The organism is Pseudomonas sp. LjRoot277, from assembly GCF_964253845.1.
GTDB lineage: Bacteria > Pseudomonadota > Gammaproteobacteria > Pseudomonadales > Pseudomonadaceae > Aquipseudomonas.
In genome coordinates, this window is sequence record NZ_CAXURI020000001.1 from 906,381 (window position 1) to 931,649 (window position 25,269).

Genomic DNA, 25,269 nt, shown 5'->3' on the forward strand with positions numbered 1-25,269 from the left:
TTCAACACTCATCCCAGTTGCCCCATCGCTTGGCGGAAAGCCGGCGGCAGGCTGTCGCCGAAGTGAATCTTGCCGTCCGCCTGGGTGAAAATACCCATTCTCGCCAGCCATTGTTCGAATTCCGGCGCCGGTTTCAGGCCCAGGGTCTGACGGGCGTAAAGGGCGTCGTGGAACGAGGTGGTCTGGTAGTTGAGCATGATGTCATCGGAGCCGGGGATGCCCATGATGAAGTTGATCCCGGCCACGCCCAACAGGGTCAGCAGGGTGTCCATATCATCCTGGTCGGCTTCGGCGTGGTTGGTGTAACAGATGTCGCAACCCATGGGCACGCCCAGGAGCTTGCCGCAGAAGTGGTCTTCGAGGCCGGCGCGGATGATCTGTTTACCGTTGTAGAGGTATTCCGGGCCGATGAATCCTACGACGGTGTTCACCAGGAACGGTTTGAAATGTCGCGCCACAGCGTAGGCGCGGGTTTCGCAGGTCTGTTGATCGATGCCGTGGTGGGCGTTGGCTGACAGGGCGCTGCCTTGGCCGGTCTCGAAATACATCAGATTCTGGCCCAGCGTGCCGCGATTCAGGCTCAAACCGGCGTCGTAGCCTTCCTGCAGCACGTTCAAGTTGATACCGAAACTGGCGTTGGCCGCCTCGGTGCCGGCGATCGACTGGAACACCAGGTCCAGCGGAACGCCGCGATTGATAGCCTCAATGGACGTGGTGACATGAGTCAGCACGCAGGCCTGGGTTGGAATCTCGTAGCGCTGGATGATCGCGTCGAGCATTTCCAGCATGGCGCAGATGGAAGCGATGCTATCGGTGGCCGGGTTGATGCCGATCATCGCGTCGCCGTTGCCGTACAGCAGGCCATCCAAAATGCTCGCGGCGATGCCGGCCGGTTCATCGGTGGGGTGATTGGGTTGCAGGCGTGTGGATAACCGGCCGCGTAAACCCATCGTGCCGCGGAATTTTGTAACAACGCGGATTTTCTGCGCCACCAGCACCAGATCCTGCACGCGCATGATCTTCGACACGGCAGCGGCCATTTCCGGGGTCAGGCCTGGCGCGAGGGCGCGCAGGCTCTGTTCGTCGGCTGCATCGCTGAGCAGCCAGTCGCGAAAGCCGCCGACGGTGAGGTGGCTGACGGCGGCGAAAGCTTGTCTATCGTGAGTGTCGATGATCAGTCGGGTGACTTCATCAGTCTCGTAAGGAATCAGCACTTCTTGCAGGAAATGGCTGAGCGGGATGTTGGCGAGGGCCATCTGCGCGGCCACACGCTCACCATCGTTGAGGGCGGCGACGCCGGCCAGAAAGTCCCCGGAACGCGCCGGACTGGCCTTGGCCATGACCTCCTTGAGGCTCTCGAAGCGATAGGTCTGGGCGCCGACGGAATGGGCAAATGCGGCCATGGGACGGAGTCCTCCTGATTCTATAAACAACTCAAATACACCACCGAACCCCTTGTGGGAGCGGGCTTGCTCGCGAAAGCGGAGTGTCATCCAGTACATGTGTCGGATGACACACCGTTTTCGCGAGCAAGCCCGCTCCCACATTGGATCTGCATGCACTTCAATATGGCAGGCGCCGGGAATCAGCCCGGCGCCGGTGCAACTCAGACGCCTTCGAGCATCGCGTCCGCCGGCGCATCGAAACGCTGCTTGGCGGTCAATTGGAAATACAGGTAGCCGGCCGCCATGAAGCCGAGGAACACACACCCGATCAGCGTATTGAACCAGGCCATCGCCACCAGGCACACCACCGCCAGAAACAGCGCGATCCCCGGCACGATCGGGTAACCCGGCGCGCGGAAGGTGCGTTCAAGGTTCGGCTCGGTTTTACGCAGTTTGAACAGGCTCAGCATACTGATGATGTACATCACGATGGCACCGAATACCGACATGGTGATCATTGCTGCCGTCAGGGTCATGCCTTGCAGGTTGACCAGGCCGTCGCTGTAGATCGCCGCGATGCCGATCACGCCTCCGGCCAGGATCGCCCGGTGCGGAGTCTGGAAGCGCGAGAGCTTGGCCAGGCCGCGAGGCAGGTAACCGGCCCGGGCCAGCGCAAAGAATTGCCGTGAGTAGCCGAGAATGATCCCGTGGAAACTCGCCACCAGACCGAACAGGCCGATCCACACCAGCATGTGCATCCAGCTCGAATTGTTGCCGACCACCGCTTTCATTGCCTGAGGCAGCGGATCGTTGATGTTCGACAGTTGACGCCAGTCGCCAACGCCACCCGCCATCACCATTACGCCGATGGCCAGGAACACCAGGGTCAGAATGCCACTGACATACGCCCTGGGAATCGTACGTTTCGGGTCTTTGGCTTCTTCAGCCGCCATCGCCGCGCCTTCAATCGCAAGGAAAAACCAGATCGCAAAGGGGATCGCTGCAAAGATGCCAGGGATTGAGCCCATGGTGAACTCGTTGGCGCCCGACCAGCCGTTAAGCGCGAAATTACTGAAGCTGAAGCCCGGCGCAACGACGCCCATGAACACCAGCAATTCGGCGACCGCGAGCACGGTGACTACCAGTTCAAACGTCGCGGCGATGCTGACGCCGAGGATATTCAAGCCCATGAACACGAAATAGGCGCCAACGGCGGCGATCTTCGGGTCCAGTTCCGGGTATTGCACGTTGAGGTAGGCGCCGATGGCCATGGCAATCGCCGGGGGCGCAAAGACGAATTCGATCAGCGTGGCGATGCCGGCGATCAGTCCACCTTTCTCACCAAAGGCCCGCCGGCTGTAGGCAAACGGCCCGCCCGCGTGGGGAATCGCGGTAGTCAATTCGGTGAAACTGAAGATGAAACAGGTGTACATCGTCGCCACCATCAGCGCGGTGACGAGGAAACCCAGGGTGCCTGCGGTGCCCCAGCCGTAACTCCAGCCGAAATACTCGCCGGAAATCACCAGGCCGACGGCAATGCCCCATAAATGCAGGGTGCCGAGTGTGGGTTTGAGCTGTGTAGTAGAAGTCATAAGTCCTCGCTGTCTTTTTTATTTTTTGATTTGTTGGACTTTCAGGTGCGACGTTTTCGTGTAAAGCGAGCACGCAAAGCCCGTGCCAGAGCGGCAGAGCAATGTTTTTGATGTGTTGGTGAGAACGCCTTCGCGAGCAAGCCCGCTCCCACAGGGGGAACGCGGTGCAAATGTGGGAGCGGGCTTGCTCGCGAAAGCAATTTGAAGGACGGCACAGAAACCTCTGTGTCGCCCCCGGTTTTTAGAAGAAGCCCAACGGATTGATGTCGTAGCTCACCAGCAGGTTTTTGGTCTGCTGATAGTGATCGAGCATCATCTTGTGGGTTTCACGACCGACGCCGGACTTCTTGTAACCGCCGAACGCGGCGTGCGCCGGGTACAGGTGGTAGCAGTTGGTCCACACACGACCGGCCTTGATGGCGCGGCCCATGCGATAGGCGCGGTTGATGTCGCGGGTCCAGAGGCCGGCACCCAGGCCGAACTCGGTGTCGTTGGCGATGGCCAGGGCTTCGGCTTCGTCCTTGAAGGTGGTGATGCTCACCACCGGGCCAAAGATTTCTTCCTGGAACACGCGCATTTTGTTGGTGCCCTTGAGCAGGGTCGGCTGGATGTAATACCCGGTCGCCAGGTTGCCCTCGAGTTTTTCCACCTTGCCGCCGGTCAGCAGCTCGGCGCCTTCGCCCTTGGCGATTTCCAGGTACGAAAGGATTTTGTCGAATTGCTGCTCGGACGCCTGGGCGCCGACCATGGTGTCGGTGTCCAGCGGGTCGCCACGTTTGATCGACAGCACTTTTTTCATCACGACTTTCATGAAGTCGTCGTAGATCGACTCTTGCACCAAGGCGCGGGAAGGGCAGGTGCAGACTTCGCCCTGGTTGAAGAACGCCAGCACCAGGCCTTCGGCGGCTTTTTCGATGAAGGTTTCTTCGGCTTGCATGATGTCGGCGAAGAAGATGTTCGGCGACTTGCCACCCAGCTCCACGGTGGACGGAATGATGTTTTCGGCGGCGCATTTCATGATGTGCGAGCCGACCGGGGTCGAACCGGTGAAGGCGATCTTGGCGATGCGTTTGCTGGTGGCCAGTGCTTCGCCGGCTTCTTTGCCAAAGCCTTGCACGACGTTCAGCACGCCCGGCGGCAGCAGGTCGCCGATCAGCTCCATCAGCACGGTAATGCCTAGTGGCGTTTGTTCGGCAGGCTTGAGCACCACGCAGTTGCCGGCGGCCAGCGCTGGAGCAAGTTTCCAGGCGGCCATCAGGATCGGGAAGTTCCACGGGATGATCTGCCCGACCACGCCCAGCGGTTCATGGATGTGATAGGCCACGGTATTGCCATCGATCTCGGCGGCGCTGCCTTCCTGGGCGCGGATGCAACCGGCGAAGTAACGGAAGTGGTCGGCGGCCAGCGGGATGTCGGCGTTGAGCGTTTCACGCACGGCTTTGCCGTTGTCCCAGGATTCGGTGATTGCCAGGACTTCGAGGTTCTGTTCGATGCGATCGGCGATTTTCAGCAGCACCAGCGAGCGAGCCTGGGCGGACGTGGCGCCCCAGGCATCGGCGGCCGCGTGGGCAGCGTCCAGGGCCTTTTCGATGTCTTCGGCCGTGGAGCGCGGGAATTCGGCAATCGGTTGGCCATTTACTGGCGAGGTATTGGTGAAGTACTGACCTTTGACAGGCGCGACGAACTCGCCGCCGATGTAGTTACCGTATTTGCTCTTGAACGAAACGATAGCGCCTTCAGTACCGGGGTGAGCGTAACGCATGGTGATTTCTCCTTGGCTTTTGTGCTTATAAGGGAGAGCGCATGTGCGCTTGTTATAAGCGTAGAGCAAGGGTCGGGCCACTGCCTTGCAGGTCAGGCAAATCAAGGTCTTACGCGGTTTTTGTCGGACCGACGGACGTTGCCTGTGACGGTTTCGGTACAGTCCTGATGACACTTTGTACCGCTTCTGGCACAACGTGTGACGGGTCGGTCTCGCCAGCATTGCAATGCGCGTCGCGCTGGAGGATGCTCGGCATCACGCAATTTTGCTTCGTGTAGCAGCTGCCGAAGGCTGCGTCCGAGTGCGAAGCGCTCGCCTCGTTTTCGGCAATGCATACGGGACACAGGTTTACGACTGCTTCGCAGCCGGACGCAGCCTTCGACAGCTGCTACACGGAAGCGGACCAGACTCTGCGGGGAGAACAATAAGAAATGCACGACAACCATTTGAGTCGCCATGCCCAGCAGGTCCTGACTGTCACTCAGGGCAAATCCCACCTGCACGGTCCCGGCAGCGATCCGTCGATTGCCCGTTCCTGGCTGCGCTGTCTTGAGGACTATCACCTCGACCCGGCCCTGACCATGGCGCCGACGGTGCTGGAACATGGCCGCGTCCTGGAAAGCCGCGAGCGCTTGCAGCAAGTGCTGCACATCGCCGGCAGCGAAATGACCAGCCTTCATCAGCAACTCTCCGGCGCTGGCCACGCGGTCCTGCTGACCGACGCCCGCGGCGTGATCCTCAATTGCGTCACCGCGCCTGCCGAGCGGAAGATTTTCGAGCGCGCAGGCCTCTGGCTCGGTGCTGACTGGAGCGAAGCCTGCGAGGGCACCAACGGCATCGGCACCTGTCTGGTGGAGCGTCAGTCCCTGACCATCCATCAGGACGAGCACTTTCGCGGCCGTCACACTGGTCTGACCTGCTCGGCGAGCCCGGTGTTTGACCCGCATGGCGAACTGCTGGCGGTGCTCGACGTGTCCTCGGCGCGTCACGAGGTCTCGCGTCAGAGCCAATTCCACACCATGGCGCTGGTCAATCTTTCGGCGAAGATGATTGAGAGCTGCTATTTCCTGCGCTACTTCGACAATCAATGGCTGCTGCGTTTTCACCTTCAGGCCGAATCCGTCGGGTTATTCAGCGAAGGGTTGTTGGCATTCGACGGAGAAGGGCGGATCAGCGCGGTCAACCAGAGTGCGCTGAACCTGCTGGGGCATATTCGCGGTGGGCTGCTGGGCAAACCGGTGGAGGCGTTTTTTGATTGCTCGCTGGATGAATTGCTCGGCCGCGCCAGCATCAATGCCAGCGCCAGTTGGCCGTTGCGCACGCGCGACGGGCGGAGCCTGTTTGCGCTGTTGCGTGGGCAGCCACGCAGCATTCCGGTGCCGGTGGTGCAAAGTGCGGTGATCGCCGAACCTTCGCGCTTGTCGGGCATTTGTCTGGGCGACACGGGGTTGCAGGAAGATTTCCGCAAATCCTTGCGCGTATTCGAGCGGGACGTACCGCTACTGATCAATGGCGAAACCGGATCCGGCAAAGAAGCGTTTGCCAAAGCCGTCCATCAGGCCAGCCAGCGAGCAGAAAAAGCCTTCGTCGCCCTCAACTGCGCCGCCATCCCCGAAAGCCTGATCGAGAGCGAACTGTTTGGCTATCGCGGCGGTAGCTTCACTGGCGCGCGCAAGGAAGGCATGCGCGGCAAATTGCAACAGGCCGATGGCGGCACGTTGTTCCTCGATGAAATCGGCGACATGCCCCTGGCTTTGCAGACCCGGCTATTAAGGGTGCTGGAGGATCGTCAGGTGGTGCCGATCGGCGGCGAGCCGGAATCGGTCAATGTACGAATCATCAGCGCCACTCACCGCAATCTGCTGGAGCGGGTACAGGACGGCAGCTTCCGCGAGGATTTGTATTACCGGCTCAACGGGCTGGAAGTTGCACTGCCAGCGCTGCGTGATCGCAGTGATAAATCCCAACTGCTCGACTTTTTGCTGGCCGAAGAGGCGGGTGGGGAAACCGTATTGATCGACGGTCCGGCACGCCAGGCGTTGCTGGCGTTTGCCTGGCCGGGGAACGTGCGGCAGTTGCGCAATGTGCTGCGCACCTTGGCGGCGCTGTGTGACGGCGGGCGGATAGGGCTGGGGGATTTGCCGGTGATGATTCGTCAGGCCCGACCGGTTCCGGTTGTTGCCGTTGAAGAGCCGTCGGACTATCCGCTGGATGACGCTGAGCGGCTGGCGTTGCTGAATGCGCTGGAACAGACGCGTTGGCATATGACTCACACGGCTGAACAACTTGGCGTCAGCCGTAACACCCTTTACAGAAAACTGCGTAAACATGGAATTGAGCGGTAGGCAGGTAAATCCAACCCTCACCCTAACCCTCTCCCGGAGGTAGAGGGGACTGACCAAAGTGTCTTTCGAAATACATCGACCTGAAATTCCGAGTCGAACTCAGGTTACGAAAACCATGGAGATCGGCTCCCTTTCCCCCTCTCCCCCTTGGGGCGGTCCGACGTTTCGGGAGGGCTGGGGTGAGGGGTGGATCCGGAGTCAGCCCCACATCCCTAATATCACCACCCCCAATCCACCCCATCACCTAAAGAGTGCGAATTTTCCCACCCTAAGCTAACCTGCGGCCATGTTTTACGAGGTCGACTAATGCACATTCACATTCTTGGTATCTGCGGCACTTTCATGGGTTCGATGGCGGTTCTGGCCAAAGAGCTGGGCCATCACGTGACGGGCTCCGATGCCAACGTCTATCCGCCGATGAGCACGCAGCTAGAGGCTCAGGGCATTGAGTTGACCCAAGGCTACGACCCGGCGCAGCTCGATCCGGCACCGGATCTGGTGGTGATCGGCAATGCCATGTCTCGCGGCAACCCGGCTGTCGAATACGTGCTGAACAAAGGCCTGCCCTACGTTTCCGGCCCGCAATGGCTGGCGGATCACGTGCTGCAAGGTCGCTGGGTACTGGCCGTCGCCGGTACCCACGGCAAAACCACCACCAGCAGCATGCTCGCCTGGGTGCTGGAACACGCGGGCATGAGCCCGGGTTTCCTGATCGGCGGCGTGCCGCAAAACTTCTCGGTGTCCGCTCGTCTGGGTGGCACACCGTTCTTCGTGATCGAAGCCGATGAATACGACAGCGCGTTCTTCGACAAGCGCTCCAAGTTCGTTCACTACCGCCCGCGCACGGCGATCCTGAATAACCTGGAATACGATCACGCCGACATCTTCCCTGATCTGCCAGCCATCGAGCGGCAATTCCACCATTTGGTGCGGACCATCCCGAGCGAAGGCCTGGTGATTCATCCGACCACCGAGCCGGCGTTGCAGCGTGTGATCGAGATGGGCTGCTGGACCCCGGTGCAAACCACCGGCGCCGGCGGTCAGTGGCAGGTCAAACTGCTGAGCGAAGACGGCTCGAAATTCGAAGTGATGTTCGAAGGTGTCGCTCAAGGTGTGGTCGAGTGGGACATGACCGGCCAACACAACGTCGCCAACGCTCTGGCCACGTTGGCTGCGGCGCGCCACGTCGGTGTTGTGCCGTCCATGGGCATCGCTGCTCTGAGCGCATTCAAAAGCGTCAAGCGCCGGATGGAGAAAGTCGCGGAGGTCCGTGGCATTACCATCTATGACGACTTCGCTCACCATCCGACGGCTATTGCGACGACCCTCGACGGTCTGCGCAAGCGCATCGGCGATGCACCGTTGATTGCGATCATCGAACCGCGTTCCAACTCCATGAAGCTCGGTGCTCACCGCGACGGCTTGCCGGAAAGCGTGGTCGATGCCGATCAGGTGATCTGGTACGCGCCGGCCAACCTCGGTTGGGATCTGGGGGCTATTGCTGCGTTGTGCACGGTGCCGTCGATCGTCAGCGAATCGCTTGAAGGCATTATCGAGCGCGTGAAGAGCCAAGCCCAGCCCGGCACTCACGTGGTGATCATGAGCAACGGCGGCTTCGGCGGCCTGCACGGCAAACTCGCCGAGGCGCTGCAATGAACAACGGCCCGGAACGCATCACGCTGGCGATGACCGGCGCTTCGGGCGCCCAGTACGGTTTGCGCCTGCTTGACTGTCTGATTCGTGAAGACCGCGAGGTGCACTTCATGATCTCCAAGGCTGCGCAACTGGTGATGGCCACCGAGACTGACGTTACGCTGCCGCCGAAAACCCAGATGATGCAGGCCTTCCTCACCGAATACACCGGCGCTGCCGCCGGACAGATTCGGGTGTACGGCAAGGAAGACTGGATGTCGCCGGTGGCCTCGGGCTCCGGCGCGCCAGCGGCGATGGTGGTGGTGCCGTGTTCCACCGGGACCTTGTCGGCCATCGCGACGGGGGCCTGCAACAACCTGATCGAGCGTGCCGCCGACGTCACCTTGAAGGAACGTCGTCAGCTGATTCTGGTGCCGCGAGAGGCGCCGTATTCGAGCATCCATCTGGAGAACATGCTCAAGTTGTCGAACATGGGCGTGACGATTTTGCCGGCGTCGCCCGGTTTTTATCATCAGCCGCAAACCATCGACGACTTGATCGATTTTGTCGTGGCGCGAATTCTTAATCTGCTGAACATTCCCCAGGACATGCTGCCGCGTTGGGGTGAACACCATCTGACCAGCGATGAATAAGCTGCTGGCGATTGTGCTGGCGCTGCAATTGGCTGGCTGCGCCACGGCGCGAACGCTTGATGCCGCCAAGCCAGGGGCACCGGTGGTGTATTCGGGGACGCGTCTGGATTTGTATGCCATGAACGGCGGCTGCTGCGCCATGGACCGCTTCGGCGCCGAAGCCCCGAGCTACCCCGGCGTCGATCTGCCGGCCAGCGCGTTGCTCGACACGCTGTTGTTACCGCTGTCGGTACTCACGGTGATCGGGGTCAGTTTTCAGGCAACGGGCGGATTGTAGGAGAGCCATGTGGCGAGGGGGCTTGCCCCCGTTGGGCTGCAAAGCAGCCCCAAAACCGGCCATCTCCATTTTTCAGATACACCGCGAGCTATGGATTTACGACTGCTGCGCAGCCGAACGGGGGCAAGCCCCCTCGCCACAGGTCCGTGGGTTATTTACCGAGCTTGCGCAACTCATCCGACTCGACAATCCGCACCCCATCCTGCTCTTCCAGCGCCAGTCGCCACATGGCGCGGGCCAGTTGGCAGGCTTCGATGCCGCGGTATTTGCCGGGGATCAAGCGGGACAAGGGCCCAACGAATTGCTCAGCCATACGCGGTTCGAGACGTTCGCCCAGCAGCAACGAAGGTCGGCAAATGGTCAGTTGCGGCCAGTCCTGTGCGCGCAATGCATATTCCATTTCGCCTTTGACCCGGTTGTAGAAAATAGGGGACCTGCGATCAGCCCCCAGTGCACTGATCACGATCAGGTGCCGTGCGCCCATCTCCCGTGCACGTTTGGCGAATGCCACCACCATGTCCAGGTCCACCGCGCGAAACGCCTGTTCCGAGCCGGCTTTCTTGATGGTGGTACCCAGGCAGCAGTAGGCGATGTCGACGCGACCATTCAATTGCGGCAGAAACACCGCAGGGTCGCCGACCGGGTTTTCCAGATGGGGATGCTCGGCCAACGGCCGGCGTGAGGGCGCCAATACCCGTGAAATCGTTGGCTCGTTGAGCAAACGGTCAAGAAGATGTTCACCGGTCAAACCGGTAGCTCCGGCAAGCAGTACGTGCTGAGGCGTCAAGTACATAGTGTTTCCCCCTTGATACTATTCAGCTTAGTTGCTCTTTGCATCCTTGCTGCTGATGGAGACACTTTGCAATGCCTTTCGTGCCTGCTGCTTGCGTAACAGCTGCCAGTGAGAGAGAACGGTTTTCGGCGCCCAGATCTGCGGTTCAGAGGCTTCGAAGCTGTCCGCCAGTTCACGTTCGGCGACGGTGGCCCTGGCCAGTTTGAAGGCTTGCTCCAGGTCGTCGGTCTGGTTCAGTGCCTGGGCGAACAGCGCATCGCCGAAGTAGGTGAAGTTGGCTTCTTCCGAGCAGCCGAAGGACACGCGGTCAGCGCGCGAGGCGGTCATGATCAGGGTGCGTTCATCCTTGAGCGCGGGAATGAAGCCACCGGAGTAGCAGGACGAAATCACGATGATCTTGTCGCGGTTTTTCAGCGGAGAGAGCACCGCGGCGAGTTCGTCGGCCGGCAGATCGGACAGTTCCATGCGCGGCTGGTCGAGTACCAGTTCGTGTTCGCTGGTGCCGTGGCTGGTCATGTAGATGAAGATCAAGTCTTCCGGGCCACTGCGCTCGGCCAGGGCGGCGGCGGCACGGCGCAGGTTCTCCCGGGTGGCCATCGGCCGGTCGACGAGGTGGTCGCGATGGTTCACCAGGCGGATCTGGCCAAACGCACCAAAGCGGCTGCTGAGCATGTTGCTGACGTAATCGGATTCGCGCAGGAACACGCTTTGCTTGCCGTCACCACCGAGTGTCAGGGTGTACAACTCGACTGCCGGGGTCGAAGCCGGCACGTTGGACAGTGCATCGTCGAGCAAACGACCCTGGGCCAGCAAACCGAGTTCCAGGCTGTCAGGCAGCAGCTTGCCATCGGCATCGCGAACACGCTGGCCATTGATCCACGTACCGCTTTGCACCGTGCCGTCAGTCAGCACCAGGGTGCCGCGCCCCGAGTAACTGTCACCGTCGAACTGGCCGATGTAGAAGCTGCCGTCGGACAGGTTCAATCGACCTTGGCCGGTGAAGCGCCAATCGCTGAACTGGCCGATGTAATGGCTGCCGTCGGCGCCGATCAACTCGCCCTTGCCGTTCAGCGACCCTTCCTTGAATTGACCGAGCCAGACATCACCGTCGGCGTTCTCGTAGCGGCCCTTGCCGTGCAGTTGGTTGTTCTTGAAGCCGCCGACATAGATATCGCCGTCGGCGCTGTTGAAAGTCCCGTTGCCTTCGAGCTGACCGTCGACGAAATGCCCGGTGAACTGATTGCCGCTGGCGTCGCCCCGTTGGCCTTCGCCGTTGGGTTTTCCGTGGGCGAACTGGCCCTGATACGAGCTGCCGTCTTCGAGTTCGAGACGACCGAGCCCTGAATATTGATCGGCCTTGAATTCACCGCGGTAGGTCATACCGTTTTCTTTGAGGGTGCCTTCGCCGTCCCGTCGACCGGCTTTGAAACCGCCGGTGAAGCTGCTGCCGCTGGTGGTCAGTGTGCCCTTGCCGTCGAACAGCCCGAGATTGAATCCGCCGCGATAGACTTCGCCGTTACTGCCGTGCCATTCGCCCTGGCCATGCCATTGGCCCTTGTCGAAATCGCCGGCGTACCAGCTGCCGTTCGGGTAATCGATACGGCCCTGGCCTTGCAGCAATCCGTTGACCAGTTCACCGCGATAGCGTCCGCCGTCCGGCAAGCGGGCGTCAGGGGGCAACAGCGATTCGCCGTCGCCGCAAGCGGTGAGCAATAGGGTCAGAGCGAGGAGTGCAAGTGGGCGCATAGCGGGATCCGGGCAATTAGGCGACCGAGTATGCCGCAGCTGTTTGACCTTATATAGCCAGGAAACAGGAGAGGGCGCGAAACAGCGTGAGCTGCTTCGCATCCGGGATGGGTTACACGAAGCAGAGCGACAGTGGCTCGGCGATGTAGGCCGGTTTGTCCGAGCCTTCGATCTCAAGCGTGGCGGTGGCCTTGAGCAGCCATTGGCCGGGTTTCTTCTCGGTGACTTCGTTCATGTCGACCTTGAGTCGTACCCTGGAGTTGACCTTCACTGGCTGGATGAAACGCACGGTATCCAGACCGTAGTTGACCACCATCTTCGCCCCTTCAGGGAGGATCAGGATGTCTTCCATCAGTTTGGGGATCAGCGACAGCGACAGGAAACCGTGTGCAATGGTGCTGCCAAATGGCGTTTGCGCGGCTTTGACCGGGTCGACGTGGATGAACTGATAGTCCCCTGTGGCTTCGGCGAACAGGTTGATGCGCTCCTGATCGATGGTGAGCCATTCGGAACGTCCGAGTTCCTTGCCGACATAATCTTTGAGCTCTGCAACTGGAACATAGGGCATTGAGACTCTCCTTGGGTTCATCGGTTTTATAGTTTTGAGGTGGGGGGATTTGACCTCCCGGATTACCACTTTAGATCAACATGGCAAATGGCTCCGGTCAACTGACCATGATTTTGGCGAATGCCGGTCTATAGCGTTGGCGTGCTTATAATGCTCGGCCCGCTTGTGCGGGATGATATTGGCGGGAGATGACGGATGTTGTTACGTGGCCTGACCTGGCTGGTGCTGTTCCAATTGCTGGGCACAGCCCTCAACCACTTGTTTTTACCGGTGCTGCCGGGGCCGATTGTCGGCCTGCTGTTGCTGCTGGTATTCCTGATCAGCCGTGGCCAGGTCGGCGAACCGCTGAGCCTCGCGGCCAGCAGTCTGCTGCGTTACCTGCCGTTGCTGCTGGTGCCGCCAGCCGTAGGTGTGATGGTTTACGCCAAAGACATTGCCGCAGATTTCTGGGCCATCGTCGGTGCGCTGGTGTTGTCACTGTTGCTGTCCATGGCCTTCGCCGGTGTGCTGATGCAGCGCATGGTCAAGCGTCACGCTCACCGTGAGGGCGGCCAATGATCTTCGACTGGCACGGCGCCTGGACGTCGGTGATTCATCATCCGTTGTTCGGTATCGGTATTACGCTGGGGGCTTATCAGCTGGTGCTGGCGGCGTTCGAGAAAACCCGCTGGATCTTTCTGCAACCGGTACTGGTCTCGATGCTGCTGGTGATCGGTGTACTGGTGGGTTGCGGCCTGACCTATGCCGAGTACCGCAAGAGCACCGAGATCCTCAGCATCCTGCTGGGGCCTGCGACCGTTGCGCTGGCTGTGCCGCTGTACCTCAATCTGCGACGCATTCGGCAGTTGTTCTGGCCGATATTTACTACGCTGGTGATAGGTGGCGTCGTCGCCACCGGCATGGGCGTATTGCTGGGCTGGTCGTTTGGTGCCGAACACATGATCCTGATGACCATGGCGCCGAAGTCGGTGACGTCGCCGATTGCCATGCTGGTGGCAGAGCAGATCGGTGGTGTTGCGGCGCTGGCGGCAGTGTTCGTGTTGATTACCGGGGTGATCGGGGCGATATTCGGGCCGAGTCTTTTGACCAGGCTGGGTGTGCACAGTCCTGAGGCGCGCGGTATGGCACTGGGCATGACGGCGCACGCGGTCGGCACTGCGGTGGCGATGCAGGAAAATGAAGAATGCGGCGCCTTCGCGGCGCTGGCGATGAGTCTGATGGGCGTGGCCACGGCAGTTTTCCTGCCGTTGGCGGTGTCGATGGTGGTGTAAGGAAATGTCTATGAGCTTGCCGCTTTTTCCGCTGAACACAGTGTTGTTTCCTGGCTGCATCCTCGATTTGCAGATCTTCGAGGCGCGCTACCTGGACATGATCAGTCGCTGCATGAAACAGGGCGGCGGCTTCGGCGTGGTGTGCATCCTCGACGGCGAAGAAGCCGGCATCGCCCCGGCGGGCTACGCGCTGGTCGGATGCGAGGCGCTGATCACTGATTTCAAACAGCAGGACAATGGCTTGCTGGGCATTCGGGTGCAGGGCGGACGGCGTTTCCATGTGTTGCGCACCGAGATTCAGCGCGATCAGCTGACCGTCGCCGAGGTCGAGTGGCTGGAGGACGAACCTGAGCAACCGCTGCAGGACGAGGACGCCGACCTGGTTGCGCTGCTCAAAGCCTTGGCCGAACACCCGATGGTCGAAGCGTTGAACATGGGCACTGAAGCAACCGGGCAGCAGTCACTGGCCAATCAGTTGGCGTACCTGTTGCCGTTTGCCGAAGTGGACAAGATCGACCTGCTGCAACTCGATGATCCGCAGCAGCGACTGGATGCGATTCAGGCGCTGCTGGATGAGTTGCAGGGTGAGTTGTTTGCCTGATCAGTAGGCATACCGCAACATCGCATGCGGCAAATGCCGCAAAGCAAAGAACCCGAACAGCGCCACCAGTGCCGGAAGCACCAGCCACCAGACCTTCGGTGGCATGGCGTTGAGCGGTGCCGGGCGTTGATTCAGCCACAAGCTCGCCGCACAAATACACGCTGCCAGCATCGCGCCGGCCAGCACATCCGTTGGCCAGTGCGCGCCCAGGTACACTCGCGACAGGGCAATCGCCAGCGCTGGCAAGCAGCCTAACAGCAGCCAGGTCAGACGCATGCGCGGTGGTTGTCCGCGGCCGGCCAGCACGGCCAGGGTCAGAAACAGCGCAAAAGAGCCCGAGGCGTGGCCGCTGGGCATGCTGTAGCTGGTCAGGGGATCGCTCAACACTTCGGGGCGAACGCGGGCGAAAAAGTGTTTGGTCACGGTGTTGCCCAGCGCGGTGCACAGCAGGGTGCTACCGGCGAAAATCGCCTGGCGCCATTGCCGGGTGAGCAACAGCAAACCCGTCAGCAGGGCGCTGAACAACAGCATGTTGCGAAACTCGCCGATCAGCGTGAACGTCACCGCCACTTCATCGAGTAGCGGGCTGCGGTGTTCCTGCACCAGGGTCATCACACCCTGATCGAGGGCGGTCAGGTGTGGATAGCCGATAAACAGTCCGGCCAGAATCAGGAAGCTCATTCCGGTAATTAGCATCGTCGCTTTGCGATGACGGCGCAGACTGCTGGTGGCGCTCAAGCCCACCATGACGACGATGCTGCCGGCGACGATGCCGGCCTCAGGCCAGAAACCCTCTGGCAACGGCAGGCGAATCGCCGCCCCTGTGGCCCAGCCGGGCAGCAGGTAGGCAACGCTCCAACCGGCGGCAGCCAGCAGGCTGACGGCGGCGAAGCGCGGGAAGGGCATGTCGAACATCCCCGCGACCATCGGTAACATCGGCCGCAGCGGGCCGATGAAACGTCCGACCAACAGGCTGGCGATGCCGTACCGCTGGAAATACGCCTCGGCCCCGGCGATCCATTCCGGATGATGGCGCAACCCTGGCAGGCGCCGGATGTTCTGATGGAAATGTCGCCCGAGGAAGTACGAAATGATGTCGCCCAGCACGCCGCCGAGGAACCCCAGCAACAGTGTTTCGCCCAGCGACAGCGCGCCGCTGCCGGCCAGTACCGCCACGGCAAACAGCAGCACCGTGCCGGGCACGATCAGCCCGGCAATCGCCAGGCATTCCACACAGGCCACTATGAACACCGCCGCGGCCAGCCATTGCGGGTTGACCGTCAACCAACCGGTCACGCTATCGAGCCATGGGCCCATAAAAACAACTCCATCAAATAATCAATCGGTCCCAAGGGACGAACACAATCTTCAAAAAACACTACAGATCCCATGTGGGAGCGACCTGTGGCGAGGGGGCTTGCCCCCGTTTGAGTGCGTAGCACTCACAAAATCTTTGGCACAACATCAATTTTGGGGCCGCTTCGCAGCCCAACGGGGGCAAGCCCCCTCGCCACAAGTCGCTCCCACAGGGGGGATTTTCATTGTTCATGTCAGCAAAAAATAATCGCGACCTTCGACCTGACCCCGTCGCAGCGGGTTTCTCGTGCAATACGGCGCGTAAGCCACATCGACGAAGCGGTACATCAAATGCTCATCGCGCCCGTGGGGAATGCCCAGGCGCGTGGTTTGTATGATGTGAACAGGCGCCGGGCCGACATCCTCCACCAGCAGCACTTCATGGTCGAAGCGCTTGGCGTCCCAGACCGGCACCTTCAGGCCCAGCGCCTTGCAAAGCAAAGTCTGTCCGGCGCAAAGCTTTTGCGAGGGGCGAGGGCGACCTTGGGCGTCGGGATTGTTCAACAGCATCTGCGCCAGGCTCGCCGGCCCGCTCAAGTCATCAACCCACGGATAGGCGGATTTGATCAGCACAGCATTGCCCGGACCCTGTGCGCTGAAGTTCAGGGAATCGCCGCCACGGGCGTAGTACATATAGATGTGGCCGCCATCCAGAAACAAAGCCTTACGTTTTTCTGTGTAGCCGAGGGAGGCGTGGCTGCCTTTTTCTTCGAAGTAATAGGCTTCAGTCTCGATAATCCGGGCACTGAGCCACAGGTCGCCGACCCGGTGACGAATGACTTTGCCGAGTAAGTCCCGGGCCAGCGTTTGGGCATCTCTGTCGAAAAATGCATCCGCGAGCCCCTTGGGCAGGCTCGTCGCGGACGTGCGAACAGTCAGATTGGTCATGATGAACGGCGTTTATCAGGGCTGATTGAGTCGCGATGATAACAATTTGCAGCTTAATCACGGCTGAACGTCGGCAAATTGCCCTCCATTTCGACCATCCGCCCGTCACCGCTGTTAGTCGAGGGACGCGACAGCTATAATCTGCCGCTTTACTCTTTACCAAGACCTTAGCAAAGACCACTCCAGACCATGACTGAGTCCGTTCTTGACTACATGACCCGATTGGGTCGCGCTGCCCGCGAAGCTTCTCGCGTCATCGGCCGTGCCAGCACCGCGCAGAAAAACCGCGCCTTGCAGGCTGCTGCCAATGCGTTGGACGCTGCTCGCGCCGAGCTGACGGCTGCCAATGAACTGGATTTGGCCGCTGGCCGCGCCAATGGTCTTGAGCCTGCATTGCTTGAGCGTCTGGCGCTGACCCCGGAACGCATCGACGGCATGATCGTCGGTTTGCGTCAGGTAGCGGCTCTGCCGGACCCGGTCGGTGCGATCCGCGACATGAGCTTTCGGCCGTCGGGCATCCAAGTCGGCAAGATGCGCGTGCCGTTGGGCGTGATCGGGATCATCTACGAATCCCGGCCGAACGTGACCATCGATGCCGCCAGCCTGTGCCTGAAGTCCGGCAACGCGACCATCCTGCGCGGCGGCTCCGAGGCGATTCATTCCAACCGTGCCATTGCCGCCTGCATCCAGCGCGGCCTGGCCGAAGCCGATTTGCCTGCCGCCGTGGTGCAAGTGGTCGAAACCACTGACCGTGCCGCCGTTGGCGCACTGATCACCATGCCTGAATACGTCGACGTTATCGTGCCCCGTGGCGGCCGTGGCCTGATCGAGCGCGTTAGCCGTGACGCCCGCGTGCCGGTTATCAAGCACCTGGACGGCATCTGCCACGTTTACGTCAGTGCCCACGCTGATCTGCCGAAAGCCCAGCGCATCGCGTTCAACGCCAAGACTTACCGCTATGGTATCTGCGGTGCCATGGAAACCCTGCTGGTGGACCAATCGGTCGCCAAGGATTTCCTGCCATCGATGGCGGCACAGTTCCGCGAAAAAGGCGTCGAGCTGCGCGGCTGCGAACGCACCCGGGCGATCATCGAGGCTGTTGCCGCTAGCGAAGAAGACTGGAACACCGAGTACCTGGCGCCGATTCTTTCGATCCGTGTGGTCGACGGGCTGGACCAGGCCATCGAACACATTAATAAGTACGGCTCCCATCACACCGATTCGATCGTCAGCGAAAACCTTGCCGACACCCGGCGTTTCGTCGCGGAAGTCGATTCGTCGTCGGTGATGATCAATACCCCGACGTGCTTCGCCGATGGCTTCGAATACGGATTGGGTGCCGAGATTGGCATTTCTACTGATAAGCTGCACGCCCGCGGCCCGGTGGGCCTCGAAGGTCTGACCTGCGAGAAGTACATCGTGGTCGGTGATGGCCAGTTGCGCGGCCAGGCGTCGGTCTGACTTGGGCGACCTCGACCTGTCAGCCCTGGAAGCCGCCAGCGAGCCTGCCCCTCGACGTATTGGCGTGCTGGGCGGGACCTTCGACCCGGTGCACATCGGCCATTTGCGCGGTGCGCTGGAAGTTGCCGAATCGCTGGCGCTCGACGAGTTACGTCTGACACCCAGTGCCAGACCGCCGCATCGCGGTACGCCGCAGGTGTCGGCGAAAGACCGTCTGGCGATGGTCGAGTGCGCGGTGGCCGGTGTGGCGCCGTTAGTGGTGGACGCCCGCGAATTGCAGCGGGACAAACCGTCCTACACCATCGACACCCTGGAACTGATGCGCGCAGAACTTGCCGCCTCCGACCAGGTTTTTCTACTTTTGGGCTGGGACGCATTTTGCGGCCTGCCCACTTGGCACCGCTGGGAAGAGTTGCTCCAGCATTGCCACATCCTGGTGCTGCAACGCCCGGATGCCGACAGCGAACCGCCGGATGCCTTGCGCAATCTGTTGGCGGCACGCTCGGTGAGCGACCCGCTGGCCCTCAAAGGGCCGAGCGGACAGATTGCATTCGTCTGGCAGACACCGCTCGCGGTATCCGCCACCCAGATCCGTCAACTGCTGGCCAGCGGTAAGTCGGTACGTTTCCTGGTGCCCGACGCGGTCCTGGCCTACATCGATGCGCACGGACTCTACCGTGCGTCGAACTGAAAAAGGGCGCGCTTCAAAACACGTGAACGCGTGTACCGAAGCGCCCGAACATACGAGCAAAACGAGTTTTATATGACGAACAAAGACGTAACTAAAGTAAAGCGCAAAGGCACGTTCAAGAGCGCCCCACTGCCAGTAGAAGTTCCAACCGGCCCTGAGCTGCGCGGCGAAGAGCTGGTCAAGGTTGCCGTAGCGGCCCTGGAAGACGTGAAAGGCCAGGACATTCAGGTAATCGACGTTCGTGAAAAGCAGAGCATCACTGACTTCATGATCATCGCTACCGGTACGTCCAACCGCCAGATCGGCGCGATGCTGGATAAGGTCCGCGAGGCGGTCAAAGCCCTGGGTGTCAAGCCGCTGGGTGAAGAAGGCAAGGGCGACAGCGACTGGGTCCTGCTGGATATGGATGATGTCATCGTGCACATGATGACCGCTTCGGCTCGTCAGTTTTACGACCTGGAGCGTCTGTGGTCCGGTGCAGAACAGAGCCGTGCTCTGAACGCGGCTCACCACAGCCCGGAAAACACCCATGAGCATTTCGTCAAGCTCAACAAAGACCAGCAATAAGGGACCGCTGTGCGACTGCGACTGATCGCCGTCGGTTCACGCATGCCCAAGTGGGTGGAAGAAGGCTGGCATGAATATGCCAAGCGTCTTCCGTCCGAGCTGGCGCTGGAACTGGTGGAAATACCGCTCAACACCCGTGGCAAGAACGCCGACGTGGCGCGCTTCATCCGTCAGGAAGGCGAAGCCATGCTGGCCAAGGTCGGGCCGAACGAGCGCGTTGTGACCCTCGAAGTCCACGGCAAGCCCTGGAGCACCGAGCAGTTGGCGGTCGAACTCGATCGCTGGCGGCTGGACTCGCGCACGGTGAATTTCATGGTCGGCGGCCCCGAAGGGCTGGCGCCGGAAGTCTGTGCCCGGGCCGATCAACGCTGGTCATTGTCGCCGTTGACGTTGCCGCACCCGCTGGTGCGAATTCTGATCGGCGAACAGCTGTATCGTGCCTGGACAGTCTTGTCCGGCCACCCTTACCACAAGTAGTTCTGCCCTCATGTCCCAGCCGATCCGCATCAAGGACCACGAAAAAGACGCCCGTCTGGTGCGTGGCCGCGTCGTGTTCGGGGCAATTGCGGTCGTGACGCTGATCTGTGTGCTGATCGCGCGGCTGTATTTCCTTCAGGTGATCCAGTACGAGTACCACTCGACCCTGTCGGAAAACAACCGCGTCCATGTGCAGCCGATTCCACCGACTCGGGGCTTGATCTTCGATCGCAATGGCGTGGTGGTGGCGGATAACCGGCCCAGCTTCAGCCTGAGCATGACCCGCGAGCGTTCCGGCGACTGGCAGCAAGTACTCGACGTGATCGTCGAAGTGCTGGAGCTGACGCCCGAGGATCGGGTGATCTTCGAGAAACGCATGCGTCAGGGGCGTCGGCCGTTCGAGCCGGTGCCGATCCTGTTCGAGCTGACCGAAGAACAGATCGCCCGCATCGCGGTGAACCAGTTCCGTCTGCCGGGTGTGGAAGTGGTCGCGCAGCTGGTGCGTCACTATCCGCAGGGCGCGCACTTTGCGCACTCGGTGGGTTACATGGGGCGGATCAACGAGAAAGAGCTCAAGTCTCTGGACCCGGTGAGTTACAGCGGCACCCATCAAATTGGCAAAACCGGCATCGAGCGCTTCTACGAACCCGAATTACACGGTCAGGTCGGTTACGAAGAAGTCGAGACCAACGCCCGCGGCCGCGTGCTGCGGGTACTCAAACGTACCGAACCGATTTCCGGCAAGGACATCGTCCTGAGCCTGGACATCAAATTGCAGGAGGCCGCCGAAGCTGCACTCGGCGGTCGCCGTGGCGCAGTGGTGGCGCTGGACCCGAAAACCGGCGAAGTCCTGGCGATGGTCAGTCAGCCGAGTTTTGACCCGAACCTGTTCGTCACCGGCATCAGTTTCAAGGCCTATTCCGAGCTGCGCGATTCCATTGATCGGCCGCTGTTCAACCGCGTGCTGCGTGGTCTGTACCCGCCGGGCTCGACCATCAAACCGGCAGTTGCAATTGCCGGTCTGGATGCTGGCGTTGTGAACGCGTCGAGTCGGGTGTATGACCCCGGCTATTACCAGTTGCCCAACTACGATCACAAATACCGTAACTGGAACCGTACCGGTGACGGCTACGTCGATCTGGACACGGCGATCATGCGGTCCAACGACACCTACTTCTACGACCTGGCCCACAAACTGGGAATCGATCGGTTGTCGGCGTACTTGAGCAAGTTCGGCATCGGCCAGAAGGTTTCGCTGGACATGTTCGAAGAGTCGCCGGGGCTGATGCCTACACGTGAGTGGAAGCGTGCAACCCGGCGTCAGGCCTGGTTCCCCGGTGAAACGCTGATTCTCGGGATTGGTCAGGGCTACATGCAATCAACGCCCTTGCAGCTGGCCCAGGCCACGGCGCTGGTCGCGAACAAGGGTATCTGGAACCGTCCGCACCTGGCCAAGACCGTCGAAGGCGAGCGGCCGAAGGATGAAAACCCGATGCCGGACATCATCCTGCGTGACCCGTCCGACTGGACCAAGGTCAACCACGGCATGCAACAGGTGATGCACGGTGCCCGGGGTACGGCACGCAAAGCGGCGATCGGCGCGCAATACCGCATCGCGGGCAAAAGTGGTACGGCTCAGGTGGTCGCGATCAAGCAGGGCGAGAAGTACGACCGCTCCAAGGTTCAGGAACGCCATCGCGACCACGCCTTGTTCGTCGGCTTCGCACCCGCCGACAACCCGCAAATCGTGGTGTCGGTGATGGTCGAGAACGGCGAGTCCGGTTCCGGCGTCGCCGCGCCCGTGGTGCGTCAAATCATGGACGCCTGGCTTCTGGACCAGGACGGTCGGTTGAAGGCCGAATACGCCAGCCCTATCAGTGCGGAGGCTACGGCCCGTGAAGAGTAATTTCGATCGCATCCTCTCCAGCGAGGATGTGATGCGTCGCCGCGCGACACTGTTGCAACGCATGCACATTGACGGCCCGTTGCTGATCCTGCTGCTGACCCTCGCCGCCGGCAGCCTGTTCGTGCTGTATTCGGCCAGCGGTAAAAGCTGGGATCTGCTGGCCAAGCAAGCCACTTCGTTCGGCATCGGCCTGGTGTCGATGATCGTCATCGCCCAATTCGAGCCGCGCTTCATGGCCCGTTGGGTGCCGGTCGGTTATGTGGTCGGCGTGCTGTTGCTGGTCGTCGTGGACGTCATGGGCCACAACGCCATGGGCGCCACGCGCTGGATCAACATTCCCGGGGTGATCCGCTTCCAGCCCTCGGAATTCATGAAGATTCTGATGCCGGCGACCATCGCCTGGTATTTGTCCAAGCGCACCTTGCCGCCGCAGCTCAAGCATGTGGGCGTCAGTCTGTTTCTGATCGGCTTGCCGTTTATCCTGATCGTGCGTCAACCCGACCTCGGCACTTCGCTGCTGATCCTCGCCGGTGGCGCGTTCGTTCTGTTCATGGGTGGCCTGCGCTGGCGCTGGATTCTCAGCGTGATTGCCGCGGCTGTGCCAGTGGCGGTCGGCATGTGGTACTTCATCATGCACGACTACCAGAAGCAGCGAATCCTGACCTTCCTCGACCCCGAGAGCGATCCGCTGGGCACTGGCTGGAACATCATTCAATCGAAAGCCGCCATCGGTTCCGGCGGTGTGTTCGGCAAGGGCTGGTTGCTCGGTACCCAGTCGCACCTGGACTTCCTGCCGGAAAGCCACACCGACTTCATTATTGCGGTCATGGGCGAAGAATTCGGCCTGGTGGGCATCTGTGCACTGCTGCTGATTTACCTGCTGTTGATCGGCCGCGGACTGGTGATTACCGCTCAGGCCCAGACATTGTTCGGCAAACTGCTCGCGGGCAGCCTGACCATGACGTTTTTTGTTTACGTTTTCGTCAACATCGGTATGGTCAGTGGCCTGTTGCCGGTTGTGGGGGTGCCGTTGCCGTTCATTAGCTACGGAGGAACTTCGCTGGTGACGCTGCTGTCAGCGTTTGGGGTTTTGATGTCGATCCATACCCATCGCAAGTGGATCGCTCAGGTTTGAATAAGGTGAAGATTTCAATGCAAGTAATGCGTGGCTGGGCGACTCGATATGCGCCATGGGTCAGCCTGGTAAGCATCCTTGGCACAGCGCAGGAAGCGTTGGCCGGCGATTACGAAGGCTCACCACAGGTGGCCGAATTCGTCGGTGAAATGACCCGCGACTACGGTTTTGCCGGTGAACAACTGATGGGCGTGTTCCGCGAAGCCGAGCGCAAGCAGTCGATTCTGGACGCGATCTCGAAACCGGCCGAGCGGGTCAAACAGTGGAACGAGTATCGCCCGATGTTCATCACCGACGCGCGCATCGCCCGTGGTGTGGACTTCTGGCGTCAGCACGAGGCGGTACTGGCCCGTGCCGAACAGGAATACGGCGTGCCGGCGCAGGTTATTGTTTCGATCATCGGCGTCGAGACCTTTTTCGGCCGCAATACCGGCAATTTTCGGGTAATCGACGCCTTGTCGACCCTGGGTTTCGACTATCCTCCCCGTGCCGAATTTTTCCGCAAGGAATTGCGTGAGTTCCTGTTGCTGGCCCGGGAAGAGCAGGTCGATCCGCTGACACTCAAAGGCTCTTACGCCGGAGCAATGGGCTTGCCGCAGTTCATGCCGAGCAGTTTCCGCGCCTATGCGGTGGACTTCGACGGTGACGGCCACATTAATATCTGGACCAATCCGGATGATGCCATTGGCAGCGTCGCCAGTTATTTCAAACGTCACGGCTGGGTCGCCGGCGAACCGGTGGTCAGCCGCGCCGATGTGCGTGGCGAACACGTAGACGAAGGTTTGACCACGGGCATCGAACCGACTAAAACCGTCGGGGAGTTGCGGGCGCTGGGGTGGTCAAGTCATGATGCGCTGCGCGATGATATGCCGGTCACGGCTTTCCGCCTGGAAGGTGACAATGGCCCCGAATACTGGATGGGTCTGACGAATTTTTACGCAATCACGCGTTATAACCGCAGCGTGATGTATGCCATGGCCGTACATCAACTGTCTGAACAGCTGGTCCAAGCACGGGGCGTCAAGTAATGCGGGCATTGCCTATGAATAAACCCCTGAAGCTGATGGCATTCGCCGCGTTGGCGGTGCTGGTCGCCAGTTGTTCGACCAGCCGTTCGCCGAGCCAGAAGTCTTCCACCGCCGTGCGCGCGACGCCGGGGCTGGACATCAATCGGGCTCACAAGGATGGCGCGCCATGGTGGGATGTTGACGTTTCGCGCATCCCGGACGCCACGCCTACCCTGCATTCCGGCCCGTACAAGGCCAGCCCATACTCGGTACTGGGCAAAACCTACTTTCCGTTGCAAGAATCCAAGACGTATGTCGCTTCGGGTACGGCGTCCTGGTACGGCACCAAGTTCCATGGTCAGAACACCGCCAACGGCGAAGTCTATGACCTGTACGGCATGAGCGCCGCACACAAGACCTTGCCGCTGCCGAGTTACGTCCGGGTGACCAACCTGGACAACAACAAGACCGTGATCCTGCGGGTCAACGACCGCGGGCCGTTCTACTCGGACCGAATCATCGACTTGTCCTACGCGGCCGCCAAGAAGCTCGGCTATGCCGAAACCGGTACCGCGCGGGTCAAGGTCGAAGGCATTGACCCGCAGCAATGGTGGGCAGCCAAAGGCCGTCCGGCGCCTTTGATGCTTAACGAGCCGCAAGTCGCGCAAAATAGCGCCCCGACGATTACGGCTTCGGCCGGCACCGTCGAACAATGGACGCCACCGCCGCAGCAACACGCCGCAGCTGTCGTGCCCGTGCCGATCGATGCAAAAAAAAACGCTTCTGTACCAGCCTCTGGCCAGTATCTGCAGGTGGGCGCGTTCGCCAACCCGGACGCTGCAGAACTCCTGAGATCGAAGCTCAGCGGGATGGTGAGCGCTCCGGTGTTCATCAGTTCGATCGTGCGCAATCAACAGACGCTGCATCGGGTGCGCCTGGGGCCGATCGGCTCGCCGGGTGAAATCCAGCAAGTGCAGAACAGTGTGCGCCTGGCCAATCTCGGTTCGCCGAGCCTGGTCACTGCCGAGTAATACGTAGTACTTGATTGACGGTTCGCTTGCGGTTTGGGGGGTGGACCTGGTTGTTGGCTCGTTAAAGAACAAAAGCCCGGCAAGGGTTACAGAGTGAGCAACTGAACACGCGATGACCCGTTAGA

Annotated in this window: 23 protein-coding genes; 15 read left to right on the forward strand and 8 right to left on the reverse strand. The window is 60.6% G+C overall.

All coding sequences use genetic code 11. The features are described from left to right. Positions 1-8: 8 nt before the first annotated feature. The 3 genes from ACSQ87_RS04300 to exaC all read right to left on the reverse strand — a co-directional run bounded on the left by ACSQ87_RS04300 (position 9) and on the right by exaC (position 4,739). Positions 9-1,403, reverse strand: a complete 1,395-nt coding sequence (locus ACSQ87_RS04300) for an ethanolamine ammonia-lyase subunit EutB (RefSeq protein ID WP_436273424.1) — start codon at positions 1,401-1,403, stop codon at positions 9-11. A gap of 203 nt (positions 1,404-1,606) precedes the next feature. Next, positions 1,607-2,977 carry an ethanolamine permease gene (gene eat, locus ACSQ87_RS04305; RefSeq protein ID WP_046055565.1) on the reverse strand — a complete coding sequence of 457 codons (1,371 nt, stop codon included), beginning with the start codon at positions 2,975-2,977 and terminating at the stop codon, positions 1,607-1,609. A gap of 241 nt (positions 2,978-3,218) precedes the next feature. Next, positions 3,219-4,739, reverse strand: coding sequence for an acetaldehyde dehydrogenase ExaC (exaC, locus tag ACSQ87_RS04310; RefSeq protein ID WP_033054129.1), 1,521 nt, complete (start codon positions 4,737-4,739; stop codon positions 3,219-3,221). Positions 4,740-5,170: 431 nt separating this feature from the next. Between exaC and ACSQ87_RS04315 the strand changes: the two genes are divergently transcribed. The 4 genes from ACSQ87_RS04315 (at position 5,171) to ACSQ87_RS04330 (ending at position 9,646) form a co-directional block, all read left to right on the forward strand. Continuing rightward, the gene (locus tag ACSQ87_RS04315) at positions 5,171-7,084 is read left to right on the forward strand and encodes a sigma-54-dependent Fis family transcriptional regulator (RefSeq protein WP_436273425.1); all 1,914 of its coding nucleotides are present in this window, start codon (positions 5,171-5,173) and stop codon (positions 7,082-7,084) included. Positions 7,085-7,390: 306 nt separating this feature from the next. Further along, positions 7,391-8,740, forward strand: a complete 1,350-nt coding sequence (gene mpl, locus ACSQ87_RS04320; RefSeq protein WP_223432367.1) for a UDP-N-acetylmuramate:L-alanyl-gamma-D-glutamyl-meso-diaminopimelate ligase — start codon at positions 7,391-7,393, stop codon at positions 8,738-8,740. Continuing rightward, entirely contained in the window at positions 8,737-9,369 is a 633-nt protein-coding gene (gene ubiX / locus ACSQ87_RS04325; RefSeq protein ID WP_046048695.1) for a flavin prenyltransferase UbiX, read from the forward strand. The genes mpl and ubiX overlap by 4 nt, the downstream gene beginning before the upstream one ends. After that, complete coding sequence (locus tag ACSQ87_RS04330; RefSeq protein WP_046055560.1) at positions 9,362-9,646, forward strand: YceK/YidQ family lipoprotein; 285 nt, start codon at positions 9,362-9,364, stop codon at positions 9,644-9,646. The genes ubiX and ACSQ87_RS04330 overlap by 8 nt, the downstream gene beginning before the upstream one ends. A gap of 151 nt (positions 9,647-9,797) precedes the next feature. Here the strand turns inward: ACSQ87_RS04330 and ACSQ87_RS04335 are convergent, their stop codons facing one another. The 3 genes from ACSQ87_RS04335 to ACSQ87_RS04345 all read right to left on the reverse strand — a co-directional run bounded on the left by ACSQ87_RS04335 (position 9,798) and on the right by ACSQ87_RS04345 (position 12,753). Then, on the reverse strand, positions 9,798-10,439 hold the full coding sequence (locus ACSQ87_RS04335) for an oxidoreductase (RefSeq protein ID WP_150658278.1): 642 nt from the start codon (positions 10,437-10,439) through the stop codon (positions 9,798-9,800). A gap of 27 nt (positions 10,440-10,466) precedes the next feature. Then, positions 10,467-12,185 (reverse strand): C13 family peptidase, encoded by a 1,719-nt coding sequence (locus tag ACSQ87_RS04340; RefSeq protein WP_223432369.1) that lies wholly within the window; start codon positions 12,183-12,185, stop codon positions 10,467-10,469. Positions 12,186-12,297: 112 nt separating this feature from the next. Further along, the gene (locus ACSQ87_RS04345) at positions 12,298-12,753 is read right to left on the reverse strand and encodes a MaoC family dehydratase (RefSeq protein WP_008152797.1); all 456 of its coding nucleotides are present in this window, start codon (positions 12,751-12,753) and stop codon (positions 12,298-12,300) included. 195 nt (positions 12,754-12,948) lie between these two features. On the opposite strand from ACSQ87_RS04345, the gene ACSQ87_RS04350 reads away from it, so the two are divergent. The 3 genes from ACSQ87_RS04350 to ACSQ87_RS04360 are packed head-to-tail and all read left to right on the forward strand — an operon-like array spanning position 12,949 to position 14,625. Further along, positions 12,949-13,311 carry a CidA/LrgA family protein gene (locus ACSQ87_RS04350; RefSeq protein ID WP_150658276.1) on the forward strand — a complete coding sequence of 121 codons (363 nt, stop codon included), beginning with the start codon at positions 12,949-12,951 and terminating at the stop codon, positions 13,309-13,311. Further along, positions 13,308-14,024 (forward strand): LrgB family protein, encoded by a 717-nt coding sequence (locus ACSQ87_RS04355; RefSeq protein ID WP_056744547.1) that lies wholly within the window; start codon positions 13,308-13,310, stop codon positions 14,022-14,024. Before ACSQ87_RS04350 ends, ACSQ87_RS04355 begins: the two co-directional genes overlap by 4 nt. Positions 14,025-14,034: 10 nt before the next feature. Continuing rightward, on the forward strand, positions 14,035-14,625 hold the full coding sequence (locus tag ACSQ87_RS04360) for an LON peptidase substrate-binding domain-containing protein (protein WP_223432370.1): 591 nt from the start codon (positions 14,035-14,037) through the stop codon (positions 14,623-14,625). Here the strand turns inward: ACSQ87_RS04360 and ACSQ87_RS04365 are convergent, their stop codons facing one another. Further along, entirely contained in the window at positions 14,626-15,942 is a 1,317-nt protein-coding gene (locus ACSQ87_RS04365) for a bifunctional DedA family/phosphatase PAP2 family protein (protein ID WP_436273426.1), read from the reverse strand. A gap of 228 nt (positions 15,943-16,170) precedes the next feature. Then, the gene (locus ACSQ87_RS04370) at positions 16,171-16,869 is read right to left on the reverse strand and encodes a DNA-3-methyladenine glycosylase (protein ID WP_223432372.1); all 699 of its coding nucleotides are present in this window, start codon (positions 16,867-16,869) and stop codon (positions 16,171-16,173) included. A gap of 189 nt (positions 16,870-17,058) precedes the next feature. Between ACSQ87_RS04370 and ACSQ87_RS04375 the strand changes: the two genes are divergently transcribed. The 8 genes from ACSQ87_RS04375 (at position 17,059) to ACSQ87_RS04410 (ending at position 25,144) form a co-directional block, all read left to right on the forward strand. Then, entirely contained in the window at positions 17,059-18,330 is a 1,272-nt protein-coding gene (locus ACSQ87_RS04375) for a glutamate-5-semialdehyde dehydrogenase (protein WP_123367691.1), read from the forward strand. Then, the gene (nadD, locus tag ACSQ87_RS04380; RefSeq protein ID WP_223432373.1) at positions 18,299-19,021 is read left to right on the forward strand and encodes a nicotinate-nucleotide adenylyltransferase; all 723 of its coding nucleotides are present in this window, start codon (positions 18,299-18,301) and stop codon (positions 19,019-19,021) included. Before ACSQ87_RS04375 ends, nadD begins: the two co-directional genes overlap by 32 nt. 72 nt (positions 19,022-19,093) lie before the next feature. Further along, complete coding sequence (gene rsfS / locus ACSQ87_RS04385; protein WP_033054148.1) at positions 19,094-19,588, forward strand: ribosome silencing factor; 495 nt, start codon at positions 19,094-19,096, stop codon at positions 19,586-19,588. A gap of 9 nt (positions 19,589-19,597) precedes the next feature. Beyond that, positions 19,598-20,065, forward strand: coding sequence for a 23S rRNA (pseudouridine(1915)-N(3))-methyltransferase RlmH (rlmH, locus tag ACSQ87_RS04390; protein ID WP_007937439.1), 468 nt, complete (start codon positions 19,598-19,600; stop codon positions 20,063-20,065). Positions 20,066-20,075: 10 nt separating this feature from the next. Beyond that, positions 20,076-21,971: a penicillin-binding protein 2 gene (mrdA, locus tag ACSQ87_RS04395; RefSeq protein ID WP_436273427.1), complete on the forward strand. Its 1,896-nt coding sequence runs from the start codon at positions 20,076-20,078 to the stop codon at positions 21,969-21,971. A gap of 31 nt (positions 21,972-22,002) precedes the next feature. Beyond that, positions 22,003-23,106: a rod shape-determining protein RodA gene (gene rodA / locus ACSQ87_RS04400; RefSeq protein WP_046048707.1), complete on the forward strand. Its 1,104-nt coding sequence runs from the start codon at positions 22,003-22,005 to the stop codon at positions 23,104-23,106. Positions 23,107-23,123: 17 nt separating this feature from the next. Further along, positions 23,124-24,134: a lytic murein transglycosylase B gene (gene mltB / locus ACSQ87_RS04405; RefSeq protein WP_415771625.1), complete on the forward strand. Its 1,011-nt coding sequence runs from the start codon at positions 23,124-23,126 to the stop codon at positions 24,132-24,134. Then, positions 24,134-25,144 carry a septal ring lytic transglycosylase RlpA family protein gene (locus ACSQ87_RS04410; protein ID WP_223432376.1) on the forward strand — a complete coding sequence of 337 codons (1,011 nt, stop codon included), beginning with the start codon at positions 24,134-24,136 and terminating at the stop codon, positions 25,142-25,144. Before mltB ends, ACSQ87_RS04410 begins: the two co-directional genes overlap by 1 nt. Positions 25,145-25,269 lie beyond the last annotated feature (125 nt).